The following is a 12,119-nucleotide window of genomic DNA, read 5'->3' as shown; positions in this document are numbered from 1 at the left end:
TGTTGCTGATCTTGATCGTATCGGATAAAATTGAACGTCACGGGTGAATCCTTACGCTGTACAGGATTTTCTGCTAGATAAGGTCTACGTCATGTGAGTTCTCTGCCGATATTTCTTGGACAGGCTCGTGTGTATGTGTTAAACCACAGAAAATACCCCCCGGGGGTCGGAACAACCACGTTCTTCGACTGGTGGCGTACGGAGATCGCAACACGGCTGTCGTTCTTCCTCAGAATAATGTGGTTTGTTAACACACCTAACCACTACTTCACCTACTACTACTACTATACTACTAGATCTAGTACTAGTAAGTAGTATAAAGCTTTTCCCGAGAGGGGGTAAGAATCGGGGGGAGGCGGATACCCGTGTAACTGTAAGATTGAGTCTTTAAGTGACGTGTTTTCGACGACGATCTTTTTTTCCAGCTCTCCAAAATCCTCCCCGACCCCCCCGGGGGTACACTTGCTGAAACTCAACACATACACACATACATCATATTTGTACAGATATGTTTGTGTTGTTTGCTAACAATTAACGCGCTTCGATTCAAGCAGTTCGATCAACTATTCAGGATTGTTACTTGTTGACTAACGATACAGGTGGGACTATGCCCTGTGGAACGACCACCTCATTTGTGTCGCTACGAACACACACATACACACCCAATATTTGGACAAATTATAAGTGTCAAGGAAAATAACTAACTGGTACAGATGACGAAGCGACCAGAACTACGCGACGATATCGCAGGTGAAGTTGACGACTGGGCCGAGCAACACGCTAACAACAACACGACACGGATCGTTAACGACATCCTCGACCGGGCCTGTGATGCCGTAGACGCGACCGGGAGCGCGGATCCGCGAGCGGCGCTGGACAAACTAATTGAAGCATACGACGGCGCCGCCGGCGACGAGTACGACCCTAACGCGGAAACCATCGTCCTTGACGCCGACGACGTGCGCGAACTGACCGCCAACGATCCAGTCCCGGAGATCAATCCGCAGCACGTTCGACCGACCACAAAAATCCAGAAGCTAGGATCGTGGCAGTCAGCGGGGCTAATTGCGGGTATTGCCATTTATACTGGAGCGGCGCACGAGGGCGACCGCGACCAGATCGGCGCGCGGATCGAGCAGTTCTGCGGCGCCCGGTCGTCGCTGACAGTTGAATCCGTTGAACGGCGGATCCGGGCGACGGGTGTTGTATATGACACTTCCGACGGCAACGAAGAAGAGAACGACATCGAACGTTTAAATCGGAAGTGCAGTACAATCCTACGAGCCGTGCTCGTGCAAACCTCGTATTCCCCCGACGAAGACCGCCTGTACAAGACTCTGCGGAAATGGGCGTCAAATATTGACGATCTGAAAAGTCAGCTCGATGAATTACACACAAATAGTACCCACGGTGAGGAGACTCCGATCTCGGGAAGTTTGGATATGGTGGTACTCGCTGATGCAATTGACGAGATAGCGCCACCGGGTGGGTATTTTGAAAACTGGGACGCTACCGAAGCGGGATGGGTCGATGATGACACTGCGCGGGGTGATGTGGATGCGCTGGTAGATTGGTGGTTCGATGACTCTGGGTCTCCGCTTGCCGCCGACTTCGCTTCCCCCGACGAAGCCGATCAGGACATTCGTGACCGGCTTTACGAGCTTCATTCGTTCGGGGTGTAGTAGTTACTCTTTGCAGCCTTGCGTTCTAGTGTTTTTAAGTAACCACGTGCTACGGTTGGTTGGGTCGCGTGCCCGGCCCCGGTGTTAGTACTCATTTACACACACAATCCGGGTCGGGGGTCGTGACCTGTCGCCATTCAACTGATCTGCGCTCGTGGGAAGGTGAACTTCCTTTTCATCTTTTGTTGGAATTTTGAGTGGTAAGTAGTCGTATTTAAAATTTTGGTACTTTTAAAACTATAAACCGGCTTATGAGTCTCGGAATGAAATCTTGTGAAATTAACCCGCCGTCAACGTAGACCCCGTCGACCCCCGGGGTAACGTGTCTTCGATGGGAGGGTGATTTGGACTTGTTAGATTTGTGAGTGTTTAGACTGGGTAGACTGATTCTGAGACGTCGCGTTCACCAAAATCTTCGACTTCTCCCGCGACGTGGTGAATGTGGATTGCGACCCGCTTCTGCGCGTCTCGAACCCCTTCTCGTCCTTCACCTTCGTTGTTCATCTGTATAGCAGTGAGGATCGATCGGGGATTAATGCCGGCGTGGAGGGCTGCCCGGGATTAGGCTGCTTTTCTCGTGGCGTGTAAATCCAACGATGTGTTAGTAAGGGTGATGGCAGTAGAACAGCAAGCATCGGAACCGATCTCGCCGGCGGAATTCCGCGATGACGTCGCCACGCTCACCGACTCTGAGGTACTGGCGGATCATCTACGGTCACGCTACGCGTGGCAACTGGTGGCTTCAGCTGCGGGTCAGTCCCCCGATCAACCCGGCGACTTCGTGCAGGATCTGGAGAAAATTCCTGAACTGAGCAATCAGGACATTAGGGCACTACGATCATTGTATCGCCGGCAGTTCGAGAAGTTTTGAAAGGGGGATGACTCCCCCAAACCCATTACGGGGATTAGCCCCGCGTGTGGTGATTCGCGCCGTGGGAACGTAAATTCTTGTCTTGGTAAACCGGGCGCTTCGCCGCCGGCGGTGCGGTGAAGTGATGGTGGTGCCCTGTCCCGCCAATCCGCCTTGCTTAGACTCTTTTCCACCCTGTTGAGCGATCGGCCTTTACCTAGTGATAACTTACTATTTGAATGATGAGAATGCGTGAAGTCCCGCCGGCGGCGTCGGTCTACGTCGACGACGAGTCACCGGATTTTGGCGACGACGTCGAACTGCGTGGGAAGTGTCCTGTTTGCGAGCGGGGAGAAGAATATCGAATAGAAGACGATGATGTGCTGTGCGGTTGTGGAGCAGTTTTCAGCGGCGGTAGGTATGCTGAGCATCGGGAGCCGTGGGCGATGGATGTCCTCGTGAGGGCGGATCTAGAGGCGACCCGGCACAAACTCGGAGCGAACGTACCCGAGGGTGAGAAGCCGTACTGGCGGGTGCAGGGGAAGCCGCGTCGAACGATGCCGGGGTGGCGGATCCTGTTCGCGGATAAGGGGCGCGTCTACGCCGAAGCGCGGATCGAGAAGGTTGATGATGGGCGGATTTGGGTCGCGCCGCTGGTTGAGGTCGATCGGCCCGCTCCTGAGGAGCCGCCGACCCGCGGGTTCAAGTACGTCGTCCCGCGAGAACGCCGGCGGGTCGAGGGGTTGGAGCAGCCGTCGTTGGACGCCTTCTAACCATTTTCCCGAGTGACATAAATCGGTGTGATGCTTACCGTCGTACTGCGATGTCGCACTACAACTGTTCAATCCCGGGGTGCGACTTCTCGACGCACAGTTCCTTGGGGATGCGGTCGCACGCTCGAGGGCATCGTAACACGTACCGACAGTATCACGGATATCCAGACGATTACAGCGATGTCAGGGAGTTTCTATCCGAGCGTCCTGACCTGTTGCGCGTCGAGTCGTGTGACAAGGATCCGGCGAGTTGTGATGCACAGTCTACGTTGGACGCCTTCTAACCGTGATTTTAGGGTCAGGGGGTCGTAGATCGTTCTATTCCGCAAAACGGCGAAATGAGTGAATGGAGACGGGGACGGCGGCAGGGGATTCCGTGGGTTGGAAATGAGTGCTGGCCCGCCGCCGCATATCATCATAGTTGGGGTTAAGTAATAAACGCCGGCACGCGTGGGCTGCCAACGTTCCGGTGGGGGTTTAATGCTGATAGTCGTCTAAATTAACAGTGGAGTTGGGGGCGCGATTAGACCACGTCGAAGTGGCTGTATTCGCGTTCCGTGGTGCGTATTGACGAGTGACGGAGTCGTCGTTTGACGGCATCGAGTGAGCAGTCTTCTCGGTCAATCATACGGTAAGCGACGCTGTGTCGGAGGCTATGCGGCGATACGTCGGATGGGTCGCCGCGACCACCGGTCGCTTTGTACGGTCTTACACTGGCTTCGCAGGCGAGTTTGCTGATGAGGTCGCGTACGGCCCGCGTGGACATCCGTGGAGAGGATCTAGCCGGGAATAGGGCGTCGGTGTCCTTCCATCGGTTGTTGATGTAGCTTCGGAGTGTGCGAACGGTGTCGCTGGAGAGTTTGAGGCGGGCGGTGTTGGGAGTGTTTTCGTTGGGGTACTGCTTCTGTTGCTCTGGGGAGAGTGTAAGGACGCGGTCGCTGAGGTCGAGATCGTCCACGTCGAGAGCGACCAGTTCGCAGCTCCGAAGCCCACCGTCGTACATCAGCGTGACGAGTGCGTCGTCGCGCTGCTGGAGGTAGTCAGGTCGGCACTCGTAGATGATGGTTCGCATCTCGTCAATCTGCTCTGGTTTGAGCCAGACTTGTTCTCTGGACTGTTCAACTTCCGTGTTTGTCATACGGGTGGTACTAACCACCTATCGTTTATAAAGAGCAGCCGGCAGCCGGGGGTGAACTTCCGCTTCTGTGCCATAGACTCGGCAGTTCGTCTGAAGTGTTCACACACCCTTGCGGATGGCAAATGTTATTGTTGCAATGCAAATACCGAGCCAACCAATGGCCCAGTACCCTTCCCAAACCTGTGAGAAGGTCGTGGCGTACTGGTTTCCGACGAAGCCCACCACCAGCAGCAGAATTGATCCCATCAAACCGATCAGGTTCGCCTGTCTTGTTCTCTTCTGGAGAGTGACTGGATTGATGATTCCCATACGAAACTGAATGATGTCCTCTCTGAAGAAACACGAGGGTGGGGTGGAATGCGGCCTCAGCAGTCCAGATAGACGAGAATTTTTGGGTGCTGACTGGGAAGTTGGGTTATGGAAGTCGACTGGGACAGGTATCAAGATAGCCTTCGATACCGCTTACGTGTATCCCTCTACTACTTGGATGAGCAGTCACCACGGTTGAGGGAGAGGTTCTCTGAGGCTGTAAAGCAGAGCATCACAAGATCCGCCGTCATTCTTTTCGGAGCCTTCTCGATGGTGTGGTTACTGTCAGCTTCGGCAGGAACATATGGTATTGTGATGGTAGCGACAGGTGCGACTACGCTAGCGTGGACGGCTTTCAGGGTTCACGAGAAGGCTTTCCGGGAGGCTGCGTTGGTACCAGATGATCGGAAGGGTGATACGCCGTATCAGGAGCGGGTGTCAATGACGTCACTCAATTATGTGGATGCTTCGATGGGTGTCGTACTGGTAGCAACTGGTTTCACCGTGCGGATCGCGACTTCTATCGGCTGAATTTTGGCTTTGGTCAGTTTAGCGACCACACAAACTCGGCGTACGCTACAAAAACCGTGTAAACTACCCAGAGGACACTGACGAAGATGAAGGACGGATAAGCGATGTCTTTTGCGTGGTTCCACGAATACCACGGGTACATAGGCTCTTCCCGTATCGGATCAATCCAATTTGGCAGATGACCGATTACCGGGTCGGCGTGGTCATCCCCTACGACAGCGATGACTCGCCCTCCATCTTCGGCTGCTTCGGTGATTAATTTCGCCATTTTCTCGTCTCGGCTTCCGGTCGAACGGTTTGATTCGTGGATTCTGAGCAGGAGTGTTGGTACTAGTGCGCTCCCAATTAGAAGCGGGACTCCATAGAGGTGGATGCCGGCGATACCGAACAGGGCTGAGGTGAAGAACAAAATGAGGAAGAGGATTGCGGCACCGATTCGTGCGAGGATGTGTGAATTTTCAAGGACTGATGCATTGGATTCTCGCGTTTTCGTCACTTCAGCCCCTTGGGCTTCAGCGATATCTTTGAGGACGGAACTATCAGTTTGCAGGATACGGAAGAACAGGTAGTCGGTAATGAGCATCGCAAAGGCGTACCACTGCTGGAACAAGCTGTATTCAGCTTCTTCTTCAGGGCCTTCGAGGATGAGGTGGTCGACGCCTTCGATGAGGAGTTCCCGTTCGTGGTCGAGGTCGCCACGGGAACTGTGAATTTCTCCCTTGACGATTATCTCTGACTCTGTGACACCCATTATCGAGTGTAATTCGCCACGTCTGATTAATATTACCGAGGAGTAGCTGGCCCAGCGACCACTAGAAGTAGTATAGTTTTCTCTCAAACTTTAGCAACCGTTGTCAAACAATTTAAAAAACATTTTACATTGTTCGTTCACGAAAACCACCGGTTCTAAGCGAGACTATGTCGGAACAAATACGGATCTGGCAGTGTGAAGGTCGTGTATGTCAACAGAAGAGACCGAGGTCGGATTCAACTATGACCTCAGCCGGGAGCAACTCAAGGAGGCTCTCAAGGACTTTGGAATGCAAGAGAGTGACATCAATAATACGATGCTCACCGTGCTTCAAGCCGTCACCTCCGCGGAATACTACGAATCCATCGAACTCCGGTACGATGACCTCCCCGATTATGCCATCCAAACCACGAACCTAGTCCAGTTTCTTCCAAATTACACTGCTGAGAACTCCCGAGAACCAATCCGTAAGGACGCCCTGAAACCCCTCCGTGATAAGGCCGGTGTCCTCGGATACGAGGAACCCGCGCCGAACAGTCCCAAGACGCACTATTGGGTGGGTCAGGAGTTCCGAGAATACCTCGATAACGCCGAGCTCGAAGAGACCATCAGCGAACCGGATCCAGTTGAGGGTGAGGAGCGCACTGTCGAACTGCCCTACCACGACGAGATACTTCCTCGGGCTTCCGGTGAACATACTCAGTTGATCGGCGTAGGTTTGCGAGATCTTGTACCGCAACTAGCCGACAAGCCCGTTTTGGTACACGAGGGTCTTACCAAGGACGAACGTGAGGAGATCACGGCGAAGCTTTTACCTATTGAGTTCGATGGAATGCGATTCAGGTTATCCGTCTATCCAGACGCAATCGCATACGATGAGGCGAATCAGACGTTGTACCTTCTGGAAGCAGTAACAAGTCTTGGGCCGTTCACAGAGCAACGCATCGAAACACTGCTCGAAGACTTGCAATCGCCAGTAGATGGTGATGCGAAAGACTTCGAGGCGGTGTTCATCACGATGTTCCCAGACTCTTCCCGATACAAGCAATATCTTATGGACATCTCGTTGAACTCTCACGTGTGGTTGTCAAACCATCCCAATGATCTACGTTCACACGGTGTCATAAACCTTGAAAAAGATTCCCCGAAGGACTCTGGTGTCCTGTATACATATCCAACCGATCCCGAATCCTAGTTTTTGTTAACAGATTCTTCGATGGCGAGATACAACGCATCTTGAATCTCCCGGCGTTCTTCCTCTGTGATTGCGAGGACGGAATATACGGCTTCATCCAGTACGTCTCGTTTACCGGTTTGGGCGAATTGGTTGAACGCTTCTTCTAGACATTGTAGTTCTCTATCTGTGAGTTTGTCGAGGTCGATGGTCTGTATGGTCTTTGAGGAACTGACGTTGAGATCACAGACCCCGCCTCCATATACCTGACCAGCAAGACGTAGGTTGAGTTCACCGAGTTGAGAGTTCAGGTATGTGAGGATTGGTTTTATATTACTTTCATCGTGGACAGTGGTTGCGAGGAAGTTTTCACTCGGCACAACGCTGTCGGGATTCCATACGGCGGTGTAGTTTTCGTAGACGCGTCTGGGCAGGAGGATTTGCGAAGGAAGGCGGCGCTCGGCTTCATCAGTAAGATTGTACCAAGGATCACGGCCAGCCTTTCGAATTCGCGTTTTGTTGTGCAGCCCGTCGTATGTCTCATCGCTATATCGCTTCCCAATAGTACGATTCTCCCACTCCTCAATGTATTCAAGCGCGTCTTTACCTTCGAGTTCACTCTTTTCATCAGGACACCAGAACACGTAAGACTCACAATCTTCCACTCGCAACACTGGATCCTGATGTGAGCGAGGAGAATACGCGATTGGTCGGAGGAACTTATCTTCGACACGGTTGGTTTCTGATTTATCAAAAATGTAGAAATCTTTGTGCAGGGTCTGAACGCCGATGGACGGCGTTGCGTACTCGTTTAGTTGGGTGAAGTCGTCGCTGTTCTTGATAGATTGGAAGACACGGGGTGCGCGGAGCCAGATATCCCAGTAGTCCTCCGCTTTGAGGTTGCTCTGTGAGACTTTTGCGCTTTGGATTGCGGCTTCAGCGAGCTCATCCAACGTCTTATCACCTTTGTTGAATATCTCGGTGCTTTCCGCTTGGATGAACCTCACGTCGTTACCCGCTGGCATTCGGATGGTGTTCGGGCGTTTTTCGGCTATGATACAAACGGTATTGGCAAGGTCGTCGAACACACGTTCTTGAAAACCGATGAGGGCATTGATGTAGAACTCGTTTAGAAGGAAATCCTTGAACTCCTCACCATACTTGCGCTTCATCCACGAGTTGGATACGATCATCGCCATCCGTCCTCCCGGTTTGAGAAACCGGGTTGCCTGAACGAGGAAGTAACAATAGAGATCTGCTTGGTCACTGAAATCGTACTCAGAGAACCGTTCGATGATCTCCTCAGCGTCCTCGAATCGGTGGCGAATAACGTATGGTGGGTTGCCGATGAGAGCGTCTATTTTCGGGAAATTCGAATTAAATAGGTTGCCGACAGTGACGTTGGGGAATTCGCCGCCGATGTCCTCGCTGGCCTTTCTTTGGAGGTCGGCTACCGCGTCCTCGTCAATATCGATTCCGTGGATTGCATTGCGAGCCTGTTCATTATCTACTCCGAGATCACGTAGACGGGTGTGAGCGTCGAAGACGAACCGTCCTTCGCCTACGGAAGGTTCAAGAACGGTATCAGAGGGGTTTTGAATTGCCCAACGTGTGAGTTTCTCTGAGACGGGTTCCGGTGTGTATGTTTTTCCGTGCTGCTTATGTTCCGATTCCATTCCTTGACTCTCTGTTTCTATCGTTATCTTATATATGCTGCACACCGGGTTGGTATCAGTCTATTTTCGGTAATTTACGGGATAGTATTCAATCCACTTGTTCGTCATAGACTTGGGATGCGAGGTAGTTCCATTCTTCGATTTGCTCAATCACTGCTGACATCAAATCTAGATCCACCGTGGTCATCGAAATCGAAGTAGCGCGATGGTAGGTGGAGGTAGGGCACGTCGCGCCACTGGATACCCATCTCGTCGTAACCGTCTCGTGGCGACCATCTTCGGTCGGAGGTAATGCACCAGTCGTCGAGCGTCTCGGCGGAGATACGTACGGCGTCGAGTACGTCCCACGTGCAATCGTCTATCGTGTTGATTAGTACAACCACGTAGTCTCGGCCCTCTTCCAGCGCGGCTCGATGTTGATGCTTGCGGAGGATTATACGACCTCGATCACCGCCTGATTGCCACGGTCGGGTGGATTTGATCTCCAGTTCGGTGTCAGTCTCAGGGCACCACGCGTCACTCTCAACTCCCGATGTTGCATCTTTGTCGTGGACTCGTCGTACCCACGCTTCGACGCCTCTCCACGCGAGTTTTGCGGGATTGGGGTGGTCGTGTGGGTATCGGATTATCGTTTCATCGATGTCAAAGTCTTCGTCGTCGACCATTGCATATCGGTGGACGCGTAGTTGAATATTAGCGATGGCTTTAACAGCCCCATTGACTGTTAGAGCCATCTTTACACGTTGAGAGGCACTTAGTATGACTTCTCATAGAGAACATCGGTATTTACTGAGTGTCAATGATAACAAGGGAATATGGCAAAGGCGAAAGATATCGTGCCATTGGCGGAGGAAGGCGACTGGGTCAGAATTCACGTCCCGCGCCAATACGAATCTCCTTACTGTATTATTGGCCCGGTCGTCGTCAACGACGGCGACGAGCTTGAGGTGCGTGTTGAGGAGATCACGCACGCATCGGATCACAAGCATAAAGGACGGATCCGCGTCTTGCTCGGTGAGAGCATCCACGGCAGGCCGAGAGTCACGGTGTATGATGTGCGTCAAAATGAATCCGACATCGTGGTTGGTCTGCCAAAATATATTGACTTGATAGACGACGCCGAGTAGGTCAGAGGCCGTCGGGGAGTTGCTCTCGGCGTACGTCGGCTTTCTCACTCTCGGTGAGCGTTGAGTAGTGGCGGTCGATCACGCGGGGTGAGACATCTGCCCTGTCACTGACGACCTGCTTCGGAACTTCTTCGCGGAGATGCCAGCTGATGCTCCCGCGTCGGATAGCGTGCGTGGACTCGCTGCTGGGGCATTTGCAAGCGTCGTTGTTCCGCCGAGCTGCTTCGCAACTGTCGGGATCCGCGTCGTGCGGGCACTCTTCACCTATGTCGCACGGGCGTGTGACAGCGTACACGTGATTACGTAGCGTGTTGCGGTGGTATCTCCCGTGCGTCGACGCGAAAAGCGGTTCGCGGCCATACTTGTCATCTACGTTGGGGCGATGCTGGTCTATGTAGTCTTGGATGATCTGCGCTGTTTCCGGGCGGATCGCGATAGTGCGCTCGCTTTTTCCCTGATTCTTCAGCGACGTTCCCTTGTCTGGCCGGTGCTCGAATCGGATGTATCCGTCGTCAAGGTCGAGGTCGTCGAGGTCGATGCTGTGGGCGGCACCGATCCGGATCATCGTCCACCACAACAGGTGGGTGAGCGCGTGCGGTAACGAGGCGTACTGATACCGATCGAGGTATGCGAGGATCTGCTTTGCGCGTTCCGCGTCAATCTCGTTGCTCCGCTGCTCCCCGCGGTCGGGACTGACTACTTTCTCGGGAAGGTATGGGTCGACGGCGTCGCAGTCGCGGCAGAACTTGAGGAAGACGCGAAGCGTGTCGAGTTGAGTGGCGATTGTGTCGTTAGAGTGGTTGTCGAATCGCCACGAGCGGAAGCGGCGTACGTCGAGGCCGCCCAGTTCGTAAGTGTATTGATAGTCTGTCTCACTTTCAAACCAGTCGACGAAGTGGCTGAGGCGGCTACGGTGGCTTCGGATCGTCGCTGGAGAGCATTCTTGTGCTTTTTCGGTTAGGTACAGTTCGAGTGCGTCTTCGGGTGTGATTTGCTCGTATTCGTTGGTTTGCGGCATTTGGAATCCAGCTCCAGCCGCGTCGAGGCGTGGGGGTTGGTGTGCGGGTTTGTGGTGGGTTGGGTGTCAGTTTTGCTTGCGCGATCCCCGTCCCGCCTACTTTTTTTCACCTCTTGTTGCCGCGGGTTCAAATCCTGCAGCGCCCATTCGTTTTCCGAACGATTAGAATCCGACAGACGACGGTACATCACTTATAAAGTGGGTTTGGCTCTTGGTTTTGATCTCATTCGACTATCGAACGATTCCGAATGAGGGTCGCGCCTTCTGGCGATTTGAGTACATCCAAACACAGGTTGTAAGGCATTCTCAACGACATCTGGATGTGACAAATATTACGATTATAGTCGGTGCGCCGTTACTGTTCTTCAAATCTTCTCGACGCGCGTGATCTCACTTCCACCCAACAAAACCTGTAGGTCATAAATACTTCGTCGAGTTTTGGGTGAGGTCATCACAGGAGTCGATAGTCTCTAAAATGAAAAAGGATAATCGAGTGAAGGCGATTACAAAGTGAGCTTCTTGGCCCTGATCTACGCGTTGTCGACGCGATATTCACGAGATTCTAATCGAGTTACGACATAACGCGATTAGATATCTCGGTGCAACAGTTAGAGGCTGAGTCTTGCACATACGTCTACAACCTCTCTGAGATGTGGTAGGAATCGACTGCTGAATAGAACGCTGTCTCTTACCCATAATTCAGCGTCTGAGAGAAAAATCAACTCAGACGGATAACGGGAGAAAGAAACCGGTCAGAAAGCAGTCATTGATTTTGCCACGCCACAGGTCTTTCAGAGATATCTCTCTGTGAATCCGACCACAGGGCTGACACTTGTCTCAGTCGATCACATCGAGAACCTCCCGATCTCCTCCAATAGGTGCTGAATCTGTGTCTGCGGTGGCTGGCTAGCCTCCAGCAAGACGGTGGCTGGGAGTTCTACCGGCAGACAGTCGCTGTCGGCAGCGATCAGCCGCCGACGCGACGGCGTTGCCACTCACCAACGCTGCCCTAATCCAAGGGCAACTACCGGAAGAACCGGCTGTCGAGCGGTTGGTTCGCTGGAACGGCTCGACGAACTCCGAGAGCTGT

The 12,119-nt window shown here is 52.9% G+C and carries 14 protein-coding genes; 6 read left to right on the top strand and 8 right to left on the bottom strand.

The features are described from left to right. Window positions 1-713: 713 nt before the first annotated feature. Window positions 714-1,682 (top strand): hypothetical protein, encoded by a 969-nt coding sequence (locus O2S87_RS16575; RefSeq protein ID WP_475409878.1) that lies wholly within the window; start codon window positions 714-716, stop codon window positions 1,680-1,682. 369 nt (window positions 1,683-2,051) lie between these two features. Here the strand turns inward: O2S87_RS16575 and O2S87_RS16570 are convergent, their stop codons facing one another. Next, a complete protein-coding gene (locus tag O2S87_RS16570) occupies window positions 2,052-2,186 on the bottom strand; it encodes a hypothetical protein (protein WP_475409877.1) in 135 nt (44 codons plus the stop codon). A gap of 109 nt (window positions 2,187-2,295) precedes the next feature. Between O2S87_RS16570 and O2S87_RS16565 the strand changes: the two genes are divergently transcribed. Together O2S87_RS16565 and O2S87_RS16560 are read left to right on the top strand one after the other, a co-directional pair. After that, window positions 2,296-2,553, top strand: a complete 258-nt coding sequence (locus tag O2S87_RS16565; RefSeq protein ID WP_475409876.1) for a hypothetical protein — start codon at window positions 2,296-2,298, stop codon at window positions 2,551-2,553. 218 nt (window positions 2,554-2,771) lie between these two features. Beyond that, entirely contained in the window at window positions 2,772-3,305 is a 534-nt protein-coding gene (locus O2S87_RS16560; protein WP_475409875.1) for a hypothetical protein, read from the top strand. A 523-nt stretch (window positions 3,306-3,828) separates the two neighbouring features. Here the strand turns inward: O2S87_RS16560 and O2S87_RS16555 are convergent. Further along, on the bottom strand, window positions 3,829-4,443 hold the full coding sequence (locus tag O2S87_RS16555; RefSeq protein WP_475409874.1) for a tyrosine-type recombinase/integrase: 615 nt from the start codon (window positions 4,441-4,443) through the stop codon (window positions 3,829-3,831). 99 nt (window positions 4,444-4,542) lie between these two features. Then, complete coding sequence (locus O2S87_RS16550; protein ID WP_475409873.1) at window positions 4,543-4,752, bottom strand: hypothetical protein; 210 nt, start codon at window positions 4,750-4,752, stop codon at window positions 4,543-4,545. 108 nt (window positions 4,753-4,860) lie between these two features. Here O2S87_RS16550 and O2S87_RS16545 point away from each other — a divergent pair, with 108 nt between their 5' ends. Continuing rightward, complete coding sequence (locus O2S87_RS16545; RefSeq protein ID WP_475409872.1) at window positions 4,861-5,283, top strand: hypothetical protein; 423 nt, start codon at window positions 4,861-4,863, stop codon at window positions 5,281-5,283. Between the two features lie 13 nt (window positions 5,284-5,296). Here the strand turns inward: O2S87_RS16545 and O2S87_RS16540 are convergent, their stop codons facing one another. Continuing rightward, window positions 5,297-6,034 carry a hypothetical protein gene (locus O2S87_RS16540; RefSeq protein ID WP_475409871.1) on the bottom strand — a complete coding sequence of 246 codons (738 nt, stop codon included), beginning with the start codon at window positions 6,032-6,034 and terminating at the stop codon, window positions 5,297-5,299. A gap of 208 nt (window positions 6,035-6,242) precedes the next feature. Here O2S87_RS16540 and O2S87_RS16535 point away from each other — a divergent pair, with 208 nt between their 5' ends. Then, the gene (locus tag O2S87_RS16535; protein ID WP_475409870.1) at window positions 6,243-7,229 is read left to right on the top strand and encodes a BsuBI/PstI family type II restriction endonuclease; all 987 of its coding nucleotides are present in this window, start codon (window positions 6,243-6,245) and stop codon (window positions 7,227-7,229) included. Here the strand turns inward: O2S87_RS16535 and O2S87_RS16530 are convergent. Together O2S87_RS16530 and O2S87_RS16525 are read right to left on the bottom strand one after the other, a co-directional pair. Continuing rightward, window positions 7,226-8,884: an HsdM family class I SAM-dependent methyltransferase gene (locus O2S87_RS16530; RefSeq protein WP_475409869.1), complete on the bottom strand. Its 1,659-nt coding sequence runs from the start codon at window positions 8,882-8,884 to the stop codon at window positions 7,226-7,228. The two genes, O2S87_RS16535 and O2S87_RS16530, sit on opposite strands and share 4 nt — an antisense overlap. A 146-nt stretch (window positions 8,885-9,030) precedes the next feature. Next, window positions 9,031-9,549 (bottom strand): PD-(D/E)XK family putative nuclease, encoded by a 519-nt coding sequence (locus O2S87_RS16525; protein ID WP_475409868.1) that lies wholly within the window; start codon window positions 9,547-9,549, stop codon window positions 9,031-9,033. 150 nt (window positions 9,550-9,699) lie between these two features. Between O2S87_RS16525 and O2S87_RS16520 the strand changes: the two genes are divergently transcribed. Then, window positions 9,700-10,011: a hypothetical protein gene (locus O2S87_RS16520; protein ID WP_475409867.1), complete on the top strand. Its 312-nt coding sequence runs from the start codon at window positions 9,700-9,702 to the stop codon at window positions 10,009-10,011. Window position 10,012: 1 nt separating this feature from the next. On the opposite strand, the gene O2S87_RS16515 is transcribed toward O2S87_RS16520, so the two are convergent. Both O2S87_RS16515 and O2S87_RS16510 read right to left on the bottom strand, forming a co-directional pair. After that, the gene (locus O2S87_RS16515) at window positions 10,013-11,029 is read right to left on the bottom strand and encodes a tyrosine-type recombinase/integrase (RefSeq protein ID WP_475409866.1); all 1,017 of its coding nucleotides are present in this window, start codon (window positions 11,027-11,029) and stop codon (window positions 10,013-10,015) included. Window positions 11,030-11,874: 845 nt separating this feature from the next. Next, the gene (locus O2S87_RS16510) at window positions 11,875-12,024 is read right to left on the bottom strand and encodes a hypothetical protein (RefSeq protein ID WP_475409865.1); all 150 of its coding nucleotides are present in this window, start codon (window positions 12,022-12,024) and stop codon (window positions 11,875-11,877) included. Window positions 12,025-12,119: the final 95 nt, after the last annotated feature.

This window comes from Halohasta sp. A2, assembly GCF_056175805.1.
This window is presented reverse-complemented; position numbering and strand designations above follow the sequence as displayed.